Here is a 14,756-nt window from a genome sequence, read left to right on the forward strand (position 1 = left end):
ATTGCCTGTTTTCGAGATTAGCGTTTTCCCATAGAACGACGAGTACCACGCGGAGGCATCCACGTTCTATCTGCGTATTGCTCTGGTTTTGGACGCACTTGGTTGTGTACCGCGTCGTCGGCTTCATTGCTATCATTCGGCATTGGGAATGGCAATTTCACCAAAGCCTTTTTCTGTTTTGGCTGTTGCTCAGTCATGATTCATTCTCGAAATTTCGATTGCGACCTATTATAAATGATTTTCTCATTTCTTTCTAAAAAAGCTTCAATTGAATAAATATTGCTTAAGGTGATTACTAAACTAAACTTTTTTACATCTGAAAAGGTTCACATCCGCAAATTACTTAATTTTTGCGATAAGATAGTATGCTTTTTATTTTTTAATCCCATAAGAGGAATATTGCCGTGGACGTACGTCTTTCTGATCGTGTCAATGCCATCAAACCGTCCCCTACACTTGCTGTAACCAACAAAGCTGCTGAACTTAAAGCTGCTGGCAAGAATGTGATTGGTTTAGGTGCTGGCGAACCAGACTTTGATACCCCTCAACACATCAAAGATGCTGCAATTGAAGCGATTAATAATGGTTTCACCAAATATACGGCTGTAGATGGTACTCCTGGGTTAAAAAAAGCAATTATTGCTAAATTTAAACGCGATAATAATCTTGATTATCAAGCGAATCAGATTTTGGTTTCATGTGGTGGTAAGCAAAGCTTCTTTAACTTGGCTCTTGCTCTATTAAACAAAGGCGATGAAGTTATCATTCCAGCACCGTTCTGGGTAAGCTATCCAGATATGGTCATTATTGCTGAAGGTACTCCAGTCATTGTGAAATGTGGCGAAGACCAACGCTTCAAAATTACTCCTGAACAATTAGAAGCGGCTATTACCCCTAACACTCGTTTAGTTGTATTAAACAGCCCATCTAACCCGACAGGAATGATCTATAGCAAAGCTGAATTAGAAGCTTTAGCTGAAGTATTACGTCGCCATCCACAAGTGTTTGTTGCATCTGACGATATGTATGAACCAATTCGTTGGGAAGATGAGTTCTACAACATCGCAACTGTTGCTCCAGATTTATATGATCGTACGATTGTTTTAAATGGTGTTTCTAAAGCATATGCGATGACAGGTTGGCGTATTGGCTATGCAGCCGGCCCAGCAAAAATCATTGGCGCAATGAAAAAAATCCAGTCTCAATCAACTTCAAACCCAACTTCTATTTCACAAGTTGCTGCTGAAGCTGCATTGAATGGTCCTCAAGACGTCCTTCAACCAATGATTAAAGCGTTCAAACGCCGTCATGACTTAGTCGTAAACGGCTTGAATGAAATCAAAGGGATTTCTTGCTTGCCTGCTGACGGTGCTTTCTATGCCTATGCAAACATTCGCCCTCTTATTCGTGCAAAAGGCTTAAAATCTTGCACAGAATTCTCTGAATGGTTACTAGAAGAAACTGGTGTAGCAGTAGTGCCTGGTGATGCATTTGGTCTAGGCGGTTTTATGCGTATTTCATATGCAACAGCTGACGAAGTACTCGTTGATGCGTTAGCACGTATCAAAAAAGCTGCTGACTCAATTGACGGTGTAGATGCTGCTATCGCTTCTATTGAAGCTGAAAAAACAGCTAAGTAATTTGTAATTTTAAAAGGAGGCTTCAACTTCAAGTTGAGGCCTCCTTTTTTTATGAATAGAAAATTAAAAATTTTATTCTTAGCTACTATTTATGACTCAGCAGAATTAAATAAAGCCATGACCTCAGCTTCAGTCATTTTTTTTGTATTATTTTGAAAGGCATAAAAACCAGGTTTTGAATCAATAAAAATTTCCAGATCTAACTTTAAGTCATTTACGGGTTCATCTAAAGAAAATGCATTAATGTTGCAGTAGCCTTGATCCTTAGTTCTCCAAAAAATTGTAGTTCCGCAGGCGTTGCAAAAGCCTCTTTCTCCCCATTCGGAAGAGTTAAAAACACTGAGATGTTCTTGATGAATAAACTTTAGACTACCTTGTACAACATCAATCGTCATAATAACACCACTGGTTTGTCGGCGGCACATCGAACAATGGCAAACATGGACATCATGATTTTTTAGCTCTACCTCAAATGTAGTCTTACCACATAAACATTGACCGTTCATTATTATTTCCCATTGATAAGTTTTATATTTTTAATTTCATAAAATATTCTGTCTAATTAAAATTTACAAGTTTGTAAACTATAACTGAACTTATCACTTCATTTTTCTAACTTGACAATAGTACTTTTACATCATAATTTAAATACAAGTTCCATTTAAGAACTTATAGAATTAAAGGACTCAAAAATGAAAAATCCCATGGAAATGACTGGTCTTGAATTTTTACAAGCGATGATTGATGGCCATATTCCAGCAGCAAGTATTAGTAAAACCATACCTATGCAACCTACTGAAATTTCAGAAGGATCTGTTACGTTCAAAGCCCAAGCAGATCATAATCATCTAAACCCGCTAGGCGGCGTACATGGGGGCTTTGCTGCTACAGTTTTAGACTCTGTGACTGGCTGTGCCGTACACACTATGCTACCTGCTGGCGTAGGCTATGGAACCATCGACCTCAATGTAAAAATGTGTCGTCCAATTCCAAAAAACCATCCTTTAATTGCAACAGGTAAAGTCATTAACATAAGTAAAAACTTAGGAATTTCCGAAGGAAAGATTATTGATGAGGAAGGTAAACTTTATGCTTATGCAACAGCAACCTGCATGATTATTCGCCCATAGTCATAAGAGGCAGCCTTAAACCGCTGCCTTTTTTATTGAGTAATATTGGTTATTTGGACGATCACAGGTTTGCGCCACTACATAAGGTACCCAAATACTCTTGAGTTGAAGCTCTACCACCTCTTGATATTCAAAAGACCAAGCTAGAGCTTTATTTTTACCCAGTAGTAACTCCCCTTCTAATTGAAAAATATATAAGGGTTTAGAGGGATTTAATAGTTTTGAACTTTTTAAAACTTTTAGTGAACTATGCACATCCCATTTAGAACTGAACCAAAGCTGCAATAAATCACCTAAGTACAAGTCCTGCTTTTTAAAAGGATAAGCATCAATCGACGCACCCTCTACAGGTGTGTAATAAGATTCTGTTCGACTTAAAATATTGAGATAATTGCTTTGATAAAAATCAAAATTAGAAAAAATAGAGGCAACAGTAAGTGTTTTCATACTTATCTCCGATTTAGCCATTTTAGTGCTGGCAAGTTGGTTTAAATCCACACTGTTTGAATTTATTCAAACGCTTGTTCTTGTTTAAATCTAGCAATTGAATTTTTAAAGTGCAAGTAATTTACTCCAACACCTTCCAACTGATCAAATAAAAAGCATACAACACAAAAATGAAGGCAACATAGCGATTTTCACTTGACCCTTCTCAAAATCTCCTTATAATCGCATGCAGATTCTCCCATAGCTCAGTCGGTAGAGCGACGGACTGTTAATCCGCAGGTCCCTGGTTCGAGCCCAGGTGGGAGAGCCAAATACAAAAAAGCCCGCAGCATTAAAGCGGGCTTTTTTTTGCCATAAATTTATCAATAACTATAAAAAAATCCCCTATGACGACATAGAGGATTTAATTATTAATCTACTAGTTTCATTCAATGTCCGAATCAAAATTCAAAGGACATAGCATCTATAAACTCACTATCGGTTCATTCTGAATCTTATTACTCTACTTCAACAACTTTTAAAGGGCTAAAAGACTGAGAAGTCGGCATCATTTCAATACGGTTAATATTAATATGTGGAGGCTGTGATGCAACCCACGCTACCGTATTTGCAATATCTTCAGGCAAGATTGGGTTCTTTTTATCATACAGACTATTTACCTTTTCCTGATCGCCCTTGAAACGCACCAAAGAAAATTCTGTACCACCACAAAGACCTGGCTCAATATTAGTTATTCGAATACCAGTACCTGACAGATCAGCTCGAAGATTTAAACTAAATTGCTCCACAAATGCTTTGGTTGCCCCATACACATTACCACCTGGATATGGGTATGTACCTGCAATTGATCCCATATTGATAATTAAACCAGACTTTTTCTTCACCATATTCGGTAAAATTAACCGAGTAATAGTAATCAACCCTTTAATATTGGTATCTACCATGGTGTACCAATCATCTAAATCTGATTTATCTGCTGGCTCTAGCCCTAATGCTAATCCGGCATTATTAACTAATAAATCAATTTGACTGATTTGGAATTCGGTTGGTAAATCAACCAATGCTTTATTTATATTTTCTACTGTATCTGTCATATCAAATACGAGTGGATAGAATTTTTCACCGAGCTCTTGTTGTAATTCTTTTAGCTTTTCTGCCCGTCTTCCACAGCCAATAACTTTATAACCTAACTCAATCAGTTTTTTTGAAATACTATAACCAAAACCCGCAGAAGCGCCTGTAACTAATGCTAACATTCTTATATCCTTAAAATATTCGACTACTTTAGTTGAACCGATTATGAACAAACCTATCTTTATATTTACATAATATTCGTTATTACTTTAAAAAATAAAAGATTTTTCTAAAAAATTTAATTATGGATAACAATATTTAAGGAAATTAATTATATAGATATGATTTTATCAGGAGTATCAGGTAATAAATACCGCATCCCCAGATGCTAACCACTTATAAAAATAATTAAAAAATTTAAAGGTTAAAATAAAAAAAGTTTACCTAGAAAGATAAACTTTTTTATTTACAACTTTTTTGATTATGCAGGCACGCCGCTGTGAAAACGGAAGGTATCATCAGGCGTTAAAATCAGGTTCTTTTCAACCTCACGAATATGCTCAATGCGCTGCTGAATATCCTCTTTAGGATTTTTCATTTTTGCAGTTTTTGCAACATCAAGTGCAAGTGCTAAATAGTCTTCAAAATGACGAGACTCAGACTTAAGCAAATAGCGATAATAGCGTCCCAACTCTTCATCTACACGTGGGGCAAGTGCATGAAAACGTTCGCATGAGCGAGCCTCAACAAAAGCACCTACCACAAGTACATCAATTAAAGCTTCCGGCTCATAAGTACAAATTTCTTTACGCAACCCACCTGCATAGCGCCCTGCACTTAAGCCATCCCATTTCTGACCACGCTTGGCCATTAGCTCAAGCACTTGTTCATAATGGAGCATTTCTTCCCGTACCAGTTGTGCAAGCTTCACTTGCAAATCAGGGAAAAAGCTATAGCGGAACATTAAGTTCATTGCTGTACTAGCTGCTTTTTTTTCGCAATTAGCATGATCTTGCAACAAGATATCTAAATTATTGACCGCTTCATCTAGCCATGCTTTGGGCGTTTGACATCCTAAAAAGGCCAAAACAGGTTGCATTAGTTCATCGTAATTGATACTCGACATAACCAATTATCCTGCCACTTGAATTGCTGCTTTCATATCTTTGACAGCTTGAACAAGACCTACAAAAATGCTTTCAGCAATAATTGAGTGTCCAATGTTTAATTCATGAATTTGTGAGATAGCAGCAATTGGAGCAATATTTTTAAGGTTAAGTCCGTGACCCGCATTTACCACCAAACCTTTTGAAGCTGCGTATTCAACACCTTTAATAATACGCGCCAACTCAGCCTGTTGATCTTGCTCCGTTGTGGCATCTGCATATGCACCCGTGTGCAACTCAATCGTAGGTGCGCCACATGCAACTGCTGCATCAATTTGAGCTAGATCAGCATCAATAAATAATGATACATCACAACCAATAGCGGCTAAGGCCTGAGTTGCAGCTTTAACTTTTTCAAAGTTACCTACTACATCCAAACCACCTTCAGTTGTTACTTCTTGGCGTCTTTCAGGAACGAAGCATACATGCTGTGGCTGAATTTCTTTCGCAAACTCGACCATTTCATCAGTAACAGCCAACTCTAGATTCATGCGTGTTTTTAGTAACGGTCGCATGCGGCGTACGTCATCATCCTGAATATGGCGACGATCTTCACGCAAATGCAAGGTAATTCCCTCTGCACCAGCTTGTTCACAAATAAGAGCAGCTTCTACAGGGTCTGGGTAAGTAGTACCGCGCGCCTGTCTTAAAGTAGCAACATGGTCTATGTTTACACCAAGCAATGCAGCCATAAAAAAATCCTAATTACGATTGAGTTTGAGTATTTTGAATCCACAATTGTCGACTTTTTAGAGGACGATCTCCTAAAAGCGATGTAATCATTTGACGGTATAGTTTACCTAATAATTGCAGTTGTTCGTGAGAAAAATCCTGCCCTTGCTCATAATCTACCATAGACAAAATCGCTTTTCCTGACAAAGAGGAACGACTCGCCTGCGCAACAGGAGCAAAACCTTCGGTCACTTGAAATTGATAAAACTGATGAGCCTGTATTGGCTGCTGCTGAGTATCAATTGAAAAATCAAGTGCGTACCCAAGTTCAGGCAAAAGCACATGTTCGAACTGGCGTAATATCTGTCTTAAAAAAAGATCGGGCTGATCAGTAGAAGCGAGCTGCTGTAACTGCAATAGAGTTAACTGATATTGCTCAAAAGATTGAGGCATTGCCTCTTCTAGTGGACATAGCCGAAGAATGATTTCACTTAAATAAAATCCGGCAAAAAAGGCATCACCAAAAAAGAAAACAGGCTGATTTAATATTTCTAACTTAGTAAAGTTCTTCAGCTCACTTTTACCAGTTGCTTGCAATCGGATAGGTTGATACTGAGGGGGTGGAGTCTGTCTTAAAATACCATCGACTCGCCCATACTCCTGAGTAAAAAGATGCACAATATGACTTTTTTCACGGTACTTACGGTGATGAATCATATATCCATGGAGGACTTCATTGCGCATCATAAAAAGAAACTATTCCTCAGATTCTTTTTCTTTTTTTTCATCCTCATCATCGCCATCAGGAATCACCGCGCCTACAACAGCCGCTGTACCTTTGACAACACCTTTTGTAGTTTTATAGGCGATACCTACTGGTACGGTTACAAGCTTATATACACAACCTTGTAACATCAATGTACATCCAATTATAGCGACCAATGATGTAATTGTTTTCATACCAGTATCCTTATCCTTTAGATATCACTATATCCTAAGCTTTTTAAGGCACGCTCATCATCAGACCAGCCACCCTTCACTTTTACCCAAAGTGTAAGCATAATTTTTTGCTCAAACATCTTTTCCATGTCTTTTCGAGCATCCATACCGATTGTTTTAAGCTTGGCACCTTTTTCACCAATCACAATCGCTTTTTGACCCGCACGATCTACAAAAATCGTTGCATCAATATAGGTACAAGCTGGTTTTAAACGACCAGTTTTCTCATTAACAGCAGCCTCTTCCGTTTTGAAAGATTCAATTTGTACTGTTAAATCATAAGGTAGTTCTTCACCTAACTGACGCATAATTTTTTCACGAATAATTTCGCTAGCCAAAAAGCGCTCAGAACGGTCAGTAATCTGATCAAATGAATACAAAGGTGCTTGATAAGGAAGATACTTCTCAATCGTTTCACTCAAGTGCTCCAGATTTGCTCCGCGTAATGCAGATACAGGAACAATCTCGGCAAAATTCATAAGCTTGGCACGTTCTTGAATTAAAGGAAGAATATCTCTTTTATCTTCAAAAGTATCAGCCTTGTTAATCACCAAAATAACTGGCATCTCAGCATTCTTGAGTTTTTCAAGCACTAAGTCGTCATTTGGGGTCCACTTATAAGCATCAATAACAAATAAGACCAAATTGACGTCACGTAATGCAGAATGTGCTGCACGGTTCATCATTTTATTAATAGCGCGTACTTCTTTTTTATGCATACCTGGGGTATCTACATACACCGCCTGCATTTTTTCACGCGAATCAATACCAATAATTTTATGACGTGTTGTTTGAGGTTTACGCGAAGTAATCGAGAGCTTTTGACCTAATAAATGGTTCATGAGGGTAGATTTACCCACATTTGGACGTCCTACAATCGCCACAAATCCGCTCTTAAAATCCGAAGGAATTGTCACACCTTTGGAACTAAAAAATTGATCAATCAGATTATTAGGATCTTGGTTTTCATTTGAATCTGGATTGATTTGATCAGAATGCATCGACATGCAGGTTATTGCTCCAATAACTTTAAAATTTCCGCCGCTGCTGCCTGCTCGGCAAAACGACGACTTGAACCCTCACCATAAATCTTTGATAAACCATCTATCAAACATTCAACTTTAAAGTGCTGGTGAGGTGCATCACCCTGAATATCTACAACCTCGTAAACAGGGAGAGGTTTTTTACGTGCTTGTAGATACTCTTGTAAACGTGATTTCGGGTCTTTAAGTTGATCCGTAGGTTCAATATGGTCTAAATAGGGTACATACCATTTTAGCACAATATCTGTAAGTAAGTTGAGATCACCACTATCAATATAAATTGCACCAATAATGGCCTCTACCGTGTCAGCTAATATTGACTCACGATGATGACCACCAGACTTCAACTCACCCGTACTTAATATTAAACACCGACTAAGTTGCAAATCGGTTGCAATCTTACCTAAAGCTTCCTGACGGACTAAAGTCGCTCGCATACGCGTTAGACGACCTTCGTTTTCATTTGGATAGGCATGATATAGATAATTGGCAACAATCATGCCTAATAATGAATCGCCTAAAAATTCCAAGCGCTCGTAATTGTATTTATGACTCACCGAACGATGAGTCAAAGCTAACTGTAACAACTCAAGCTGCTTGAATTGATATCCGATGCGACTCAATAAGCGAGGATCACTTAGTTTGAACTGATGTTTTATCAAAACTCTTCTCAAATGTTAAAACTAAATCAATATTTGATAAGAAAGGTTTTCTTACTTCATATTTCTTTTTGACTGTCAGACCAGACTCATTAAACACTTGCGCAATCTCTTTAAAGTGGAGATCACGAATATTGTTCATTTCCAGTCGCTGATCCATTTGTGTCACAAACTTCCGTGGTGTGATCTCAGAAGAGCTTTCTTGCAAAAGCTCTTCTATTTGATTATTAATCAATCGATCATCCCAATATGCTGGCCAAACTGCAAGTACAGTTTTTACTGCAACTGCAAATATAACCACCCCAAATAAAATTGCTAAATACGAAGTACCTTGTTGTGCCTTACGCATTTCTTTTTTTCCTAATGGTTGTTTTTAATCTATTTTTCCATTTCGGCCAAAGTTAGGAAGATGTAAACCCGGTTCTTTATGCATCCACACATAGAATGCTCGCCCTGTTAAATTCTCTTCAGGAACGAAGCCCCAGAAACGACTGTCTGCACTTTGATCACGATTATCTCCCATTGCAAAGTAATGCCCTTTTGGAACAGTCACTTCCCAATATAAACCGTCTTGGTTTGCATATTTACCATTTTCAACATAGTTGATAAACGGTGCTTGACGCGCCACATTTACGCCTTCAAGCTCACGCATCGTAAAGGTGTGTTCACCAATCGTCTCTTTATGATAAATAGACGTTGGGGTATCTAACACATCTTTTTCGCGACTAAACTGTGTTAATACTTTCGGTACTTTTTGTCCGTTAATAATCAATTGTCCATGATCATAAACAAGATGATCACCCGGCAAACCGATTACACGTTTAATATAACTAATGGTAGGTTGAGGTGGATAACGGAACACAATCACATCACCACGCTTTGGTTCTCCTACATCAATAATTTTCTTATTGACGATAGGTAAACGCACACCATAATCAAATTTATTCACCAGAATAAAATCACCAGTTTCTAGGGTAGGTACCATAGAGTCTGATGGAATATTAAAAGGTTCATAAAGAAATGAACGAAGCACAAGCACTACAGCTAAAACTGGCCAAAAGTCATAGGCCCATGTAATAACAAAATTTTCGTTCCCGCGCCCTTTATTTGCACGCTGTTTGAATACAAATTTATCTAACAACCACACTGCAAATAGAATCAGCGTAACTGGAACAAGAATTAAATTAAAATCAAAATCCACACGACCTCACTCGCAGCCTAGCTGCTTGTCTTAAAGTGGGGGAAAAGTAATATCTTACTTCTCCCACCCTCATTTCTTATCTTTCTACTTTCAATACAGCCAAGAACGCTTCTTGTGGAATTTCAACACTTCCCACTTGTTTCATACGTTTCTTACCTTCTTTTTGTTTAGAAAGTAGTTTTTTCTTACGTGAAACGTCACCACCATAACATTTCGCTAATACGTTTTTACGCATTGCTTTTACAGTAGAACGAGCAATAATTTGTGCACCGATAGCCGCTTGAATAGCAACGTCGTACATTTGGCGAGGAATCAAATCTTTCATTTTCTCAACCAATGCAATACCACGATGACGCGCGTCATTACGGTGACAAATCATAGCCAAGGCATCAACCTTGTCACTATTAATTAATACATCAACCTTAACTAAAGCTGAACTTTCGAAACGCACAAAGTTATAGTCTAGCGATGCAAAACCACGAGAACATGATTTTAATTTATCAAAGAAATCCATAACGACTTCAGCCATCGGGATTTCAAAGGTAATAGAAACTTGATTACCCAAGAATTTCATATCTTTTTGAACACCACGGCGTTCAATACATAGGGTCATTACATTCCCTAAGTACTCTTGAGGAACAAGGATATGACATTCTGCGATCGGCTCACGCAAATCTTCTACAGTAGATCCATCTGGCATTTTTGATGGACTATCGATATAAATCGTTTCGCCCTTCTTGGTTAATGCTTCATAAATTACAGTAGGCGCAGAACTGATGAGATCAAGGTCATATTCACGCTCTAAACGCTCTTGTACAATCTCCATGTGTAGCATCCCTAAGAAGCCACAACGGAAACCAAAACCTAATGCATCTGAACTTTCTGGTTCAAAAAATAAAGCCGAGTCATTGATCTGCAATTTTTGTAACGCTTCACGGAATGGCTCAAAGTCACTCGCATCAATCGGGAAAAGACCAGCATAAACCTGTGGTTTAACCTTTTTAAAACCCGGTAAAATTGCAACATCAGGTGTAGCAGCAAGGGTAATAGTGTCACCTACTGGCGCACCAAAAATATCTTTAATACCCGCAATAACAAAACCTACTTCACCAGCTTCAAGAATATCTGTTTCAGTATGCTTAGGATTAAATACACCCACTGAAGTTACTGGATGAGTTTGTCCTGTCGATTTAACCAACATTTTGTCGCCCTTACGGATACGACCTTGTTTAATACGTACAAGAGAAACTACACCTAAGTAGTTATCAAACCATGAGTCGATAATTAATGCTTGCAATGGAGCATCACGATCGCCTTCAGGCGCTGGAATAACATCGACTAAACGTTCTAATACGCCTTCAACACCCAAACCAGTTTTTGCTGAACAAGTCGGTGCATCAGTCGCTTCAATCCCGATGATTTCTTCAATTTCATGAATTACACGTTCAGGCTCAGCCTGTGGTAAATCAATTTTATTTAAAATAGGAAGAACTTCGAGACCTTGTTCAATTGCGGTATAACAGTTTGCAACCGATTGTGCTTCTACGCCTTGCGCAGCATCTACAACCAATAGTGCACCTTCACATGCGGCTAATGAACGAGAAACTTCATACGAGAAGTCTACGTGCCCAGGAGTATCAATAAAGTTAAGTTGATATTCTTGACCATTCGGATGAGTGTAATACAGCGTGACAGAAGCGGCTTTAATGGTAATCCCACGTTCACGCTCAAGCTCCATTGAGTCTAAGACTTGGGCTTGCATTTCACGATCTTGTAGACCACCACACATCTGAATAAAACGGTCAGCCAATGTAGACTTACCATGGTCAATGTGAGCAATAATCGAGAAATTTCGTATATTTTTGATATCGACGGATTTTTTAGCTTGCGCCATGGGTTACCTTGAGAAAATATAGAGTGCTATGTAGCTTGTTTTAATACACAGCCAAAGCAGTTAAATTAATTGCGTGCGATTATAACAGATTGCAGATATGAAAAAGACATAAATTCTTTCTTTTAAAAAAGCTTTTTAAACTTCTCAACATAACAAACTATTTCTCTTTGAAGAGTATGTAAATCAGTACAGCTTTAGCTCAAACCTAAGCAGGCTTGCAGATAAATTATTGCCAGTATGATTAGCGATCTTTTCAATCAATTTGAATCCAAGTTTGTGAACAACTTGCTGGGATCTAATGTTGGGCTCGAATATCTCAGCCCAAACATATTTTATTTTTCGTTGGAATAATCCCTCTTGTTTCAAATAGTGAATTAGCCCTGTAAGAGCTTCATGTATATATCCCGAACCCCATGCATGAGGATGAAGCTCATAACCAATGACTACCGCAAAATCACCACCAATCGGTTTGACAGCATTTACTCCACATGTTCCCAACATAGTTGCATCTTGTTTAAGACGAATAGCATGTCTAAAACCTAGCCGTTGGTCCCATTTTTTATGCATTTTTTCAATCAGAGCCTGAGCTTCTTCTAATGAAGTCAAGGCTTGTAAATCATAAAATTCGAGTACGCTTGAATTTGAAAATAATTCAAAGACAAAATCTTTATCATCATCTGTAAGATCACTTAAAACCAACCGATCAGTTTCTATGGAAAATGAATACTCCAAATTTCAGCCTCTCTTTTTTACTAGCTAACATATGAAACAGTAAAATCATAAGCATTTATACTTGAATCAAGTGGCTTGTATGCATGGGTAAAAGTTGGAGACATTCGTTTTGGGCGTCCTGTGGCAATTTCAATACATGCCCATTTTGTATTTCCAACAAATAATACAGCCTGATCTGATGGGCGGAAGAAAACATATTGGCGGAAAGAATAAAGAGCGTTGATATCATCTAACCATGTGCGTAATACAATTTGTTCGCCTTCAAATGCAGCTTTACGATATTGCACATGATGTTCAACCGCGACCATTGCATGTTTTAATTCGAGATATTTAGTTACCCCTACTCCTAATGTTTCAACATGAGCAGCCGCTACATCCTGCATCCACTGTACATACATCACATTATTCACATGTCCTAACGCATCAATATGATGTGGCTGTACCTGAATATGTAAATCAAAAATACTACTCACGAATGTTCACTCTTATTTATTAACTTTTAAACTGAAATAAGTGTAGGTAGATATCACTATACGCTCAAGATAAATAACAAAAAACCACCCATGTTTAGGGTGGCTCATTGTTTCTTTTTAAGTTTACTGGATACGTAAACCAAGCATCGCGCGTTGTCCCTGACGAATAATCGCAACACGTGCTACGGTATTTTTTTGCAAGTTAGAAACAACTTTTGCAAAATCCTGACTGTTTAAAATCTGGTTATTATTGACTTGAACAATCACATCACCCGGAATGATATTTGACAATGATGCCAAACCGCCACGGCGAACATCTTGTACATAGATACCACCTTTTACACTTAAAGCACTTTTTTCTGGTTCAGCTAAATCACGAATGCTCATTCCTAAAACTGGTCCTTTAGATACAGCACTTTGTGCACCTGTGGCAGGTGTTTCATCTGGAGCAGTCGTCAAAGTTGCAGAAATATTACGAGTTTTATCATCGCGTAATACTTCAAACTGAACTGTTTGATTCGGCTGTACTTTGTTTAATGCATAGAGCAAATCACTTGTACGAAGTACAGATACGCCATTTAATTTTAAAATGACATCTCCCGCTCTAAGTCCTGCTTTTTGTGCAGGTGAGTTCGGAGAAATTTGAGTAATTAAAGCACCTTCAGGTTTTGGCAACTTGTAAGCATCAGCAAGGTTTCGGTCAATGTCTTGCATCATCACACCAAGATAAGAGCGTGTTACCTTACCTTTAGTTTTAAGCTGTTCGGCCACATCCATCGCTACGTCAATCGGGATAGAGAAAGACAAGCCCATATAGCCGCCAGTACCACTAAATATTCGAGAGTTTACCCCGACTACTTCACCATTTTGGTTAAATAATGGACCACCAGAGTTACCTGGGTTTAGCGCAACATCAGTTTGAATAAATGGTACCGACGTTTCACCACTCATATTTCGTGATTTAGCACTGACAATACCTGCCGAAGCTGAATAGTCAAAACCAAACGGCGAACCAATTGCTAAAACTGGCTCTCCCACTCGTAAGCGATCAACATTCCCCACTTTTAAAGCTGGGTAGCTATTTCCAGTCACCTTTAATAATGCAACGTCTGTACGCTCATCACTACCGACCACCGTTGCATCAATTTCACGACGATCATTTAAAGTGATACTAATGCGTGAGGCATTTTCAATAACATGATGATTTGTCAGTAAATAACCATCTTTACTAATAAAAAATGCACTACCGTATGCGGTTTTTTCTTGTGGACCTTGTTGCTGCGGAATGATGACCTGATTTCCAAAGAAACGTTTTAAAATTTCAGGAACTTGCTGCTGCAATAGTTCATCCTGAGTCATTTTCTTTACGACGTTTACACTCACCACGGCTGGACTAACTTGTTCAACGAGGTTTGAAAAATCAACAGTAGCATTTGCTTGAACAGCAGCAACTGTAAATACCGCTGCATACATTCCTTGTTGTAAATAGCGAGTTTTCATTTGGTGCTCACCCACAATTGGTCTACGAGAATAAGAATAAAACTGTTGTATCACAACGCCTTGGGGTTGTGCGTAACAATATGTTTATTTGTAAGGCATCATCACAATGATTATTTTACGCATTGC

Annotated in this window: 18 protein-coding genes, 1 tRNA gene and 1 pseudogene; 3 read left to right on the forward strand and 17 right to left on the reverse strand. The window is 38.3% G+C overall.

What is annotated here, in order from left to right; translation table 11 throughout:
• Nucleotides 1-17: 17 nt before the first annotated feature.
• The gene (locus tag BMW38_RS05840; RefSeq protein ID WP_005038911.1) at nt 18-197 is read right to left on the reverse strand and encodes a hypothetical protein; all 180 of its coding nucleotides are present in this window, start codon (nt 195-197) and stop codon (nt 18-20) included.
• Between the two features lie 207 nt (nt 198-404).
• Here BMW38_RS05840 and BMW38_RS05850 point away from each other — a divergent pair, with 207 nt between their 5' ends.
• Complete coding sequence (locus tag BMW38_RS05850) at nt 405-1,640, forward strand: pyridoxal phosphate-dependent aminotransferase (protein ID WP_092706516.1); 1,236 nt, start codon at nt 405-407, stop codon at nt 1,638-1,640.
• An 89-nt stretch (nt 1,641-1,729) separates the two neighbouring features.
• On the opposite strand, the gene BMW38_RS05855 is transcribed toward BMW38_RS05850, so the two are convergent.
• Nucleotides 1,730-2,146: a GFA family protein gene (locus tag BMW38_RS05855; protein WP_092706518.1), complete on the reverse strand. Its 417-nt coding sequence runs from the start codon at nt 2,144-2,146 to the stop codon at nt 1,730-1,732.
• Nucleotides 2,147-2,332: 186 nt separating this feature from the next.
• On the opposite strand from BMW38_RS05855, the gene BMW38_RS05860 reads away from it, so the two are divergent.
• Complete coding sequence (locus BMW38_RS05860) at nt 2,333-2,770, forward strand: PaaI family thioesterase (RefSeq protein WP_005045861.1); 438 nt, start codon at nt 2,333-2,335, stop codon at nt 2,768-2,770.
• Between the two features lie 15 nt (nt 2,771-2,785).
• Here the strand turns inward: BMW38_RS05860 and BMW38_RS05865 are convergent, their stop codons facing one another.
• Nucleotides 2,786-3,217 carry a hypothetical protein gene (locus tag BMW38_RS05865; RefSeq protein ID WP_213031107.1) on the reverse strand — a complete coding sequence of 144 codons (432 nt, stop codon included), beginning with the start codon at nt 3,215-3,217 and terminating at the stop codon, nt 2,786-2,788.
• Between the two features lie 62 nt (nt 3,218-3,279).
• A pseudogene (locus tag BMW38_RS19300) lies at nt 3,280-3,399 on the reverse strand (hypothetical protein); the annotation flags it as partial.
• A gap of 52 nt (nt 3,400-3,451) precedes the next feature.
• Here BMW38_RS19300 and BMW38_RS05870 point away from each other — a divergent pair.
• Nucleotides 3,452-3,527 (forward strand) — tRNA-Asn (locus BMW38_RS05870).
• A 187-nt stretch (nt 3,528-3,714) separates the two neighbouring features.
• On the opposite strand, the gene BMW38_RS05875 is transcribed toward BMW38_RS05870, so the two are convergent.
• The 13 genes from BMW38_RS05875 to BMW38_RS05935 form a co-directional block, all read right to left on the reverse strand.
• The gene (locus BMW38_RS05875) at nt 3,715-4,473 is read right to left on the reverse strand and encodes an SDR family oxidoreductase (RefSeq protein ID WP_092706522.1); all 759 of its coding nucleotides are present in this window, start codon (nt 4,471-4,473) and stop codon (nt 3,715-3,717) included.
• A 299-nt stretch (nt 4,474-4,772) separates the two neighbouring features.
• Nucleotides 4,773-5,417 (reverse strand): tRNA-(ms[2]io[6]A)-hydroxylase, encoded by a 645-nt coding sequence (locus BMW38_RS05880; RefSeq protein ID WP_092706524.1) that lies wholly within the window; start codon nt 5,415-5,417, stop codon nt 4,773-4,775.
• A 6-nt stretch (nt 5,418-5,423) separates the two neighbouring features.
• On the reverse strand, nt 5,424-6,149 hold the full coding sequence (gene pdxJ / locus BMW38_RS05885; RefSeq protein WP_092706526.1) for a pyridoxine 5'-phosphate synthase: 726 nt from the start codon (nt 6,147-6,149) through the stop codon (nt 5,424-5,426).
• Nucleotides 6,150-6,162: 13 nt separating this feature from the next.
• Complete coding sequence (locus BMW38_RS05890) at nt 6,163-6,876, reverse strand: DNA repair protein RecO (RefSeq protein WP_092706528.1); 714 nt, start codon at nt 6,874-6,876, stop codon at nt 6,163-6,165.
• A gap of 9 nt (nt 6,877-6,885) precedes the next feature.
• Nucleotides 6,886-7,089 carry an NF038104 family lipoprotein gene (locus BMW38_RS05895; RefSeq protein WP_139193531.1) on the reverse strand — a complete coding sequence of 68 codons (204 nt, stop codon included), beginning with the start codon at nt 7,087-7,089 and terminating at the stop codon, nt 6,886-6,888.
• A 17-nt stretch (nt 7,090-7,106) separates the two neighbouring features.
• Nucleotides 7,107-8,129, reverse strand: a complete 1,023-nt coding sequence (gene era, locus BMW38_RS05900; RefSeq protein ID WP_092706634.1) for a GTPase Era — start codon at nt 8,127-8,129, stop codon at nt 7,107-7,109.
• An 11-nt stretch (nt 8,130-8,140) separates the two neighbouring features.
• Nucleotides 8,141-8,833 carry a ribonuclease III gene (gene rnc / locus BMW38_RS05905; RefSeq protein WP_004643662.1) on the reverse strand — a complete coding sequence of 231 codons (693 nt, stop codon included), beginning with the start codon at nt 8,831-8,833 and terminating at the stop codon, nt 8,141-8,143.
• Nucleotides 8,805-9,179, reverse strand: a complete 375-nt coding sequence (locus tag BMW38_RS05910) for a DUF4845 domain-containing protein (RefSeq protein WP_045429626.1) — start codon at nt 9,177-9,179, stop codon at nt 8,805-8,807. Before BMW38_RS05910 ends, rnc begins: the two co-directional genes overlap by 29 nt.
• Before the next feature lie 24 nt (nt 9,180-9,203).
• Nucleotides 9,204-10,031, reverse strand: coding sequence for a signal peptidase I (gene lepB, locus BMW38_RS05915; RefSeq protein ID WP_005038901.1), 828 nt, complete (start codon nt 10,029-10,031; stop codon nt 9,204-9,206).
• A 76-nt stretch (nt 10,032-10,107) separates the two neighbouring features.
• A complete protein-coding gene (lepA, locus tag BMW38_RS05920) occupies nt 10,108-11,925 on the reverse strand; it encodes a translation elongation factor 4 (protein ID WP_003650302.1) in 1,818 nt (605 codons plus the stop codon).
• Nucleotides 11,926-12,108: 183 nt separating this feature from the next.
• Nucleotides 12,109-12,657 (reverse strand): GNAT family N-acetyltransferase, encoded by a 549-nt coding sequence (locus tag BMW38_RS05925; RefSeq protein WP_092706530.1) that lies wholly within the window; start codon nt 12,655-12,657, stop codon nt 12,109-12,111.
• Between the two features lie 20 nt (nt 12,658-12,677).
• Nucleotides 12,678-13,130 (reverse strand): acyl-CoA thioesterase, encoded by a 453-nt coding sequence (locus BMW38_RS05930; RefSeq protein WP_092706532.1) that lies wholly within the window; start codon nt 13,128-13,130, stop codon nt 12,678-12,680.
• A gap of 123 nt (nt 13,131-13,253) precedes the next feature.
• Complete coding sequence (locus tag BMW38_RS05935; RefSeq protein WP_213031108.1) at nt 13,254-14,630, reverse strand: Do family serine endopeptidase; 1,377 nt, start codon at nt 14,628-14,630, stop codon at nt 13,254-13,256.
• Between the last annotated feature and the right edge of the window lie 126 nt (nt 14,631-14,756).

It is taken from the genome of Acinetobacter sp. yr461, from assembly GCF_900110445.1.
GTDB classification, from domain to species: Bacteria; Pseudomonadota; Gammaproteobacteria; order Pseudomonadales; family Moraxellaceae; genus Acinetobacter; species Acinetobacter calcoaceticus.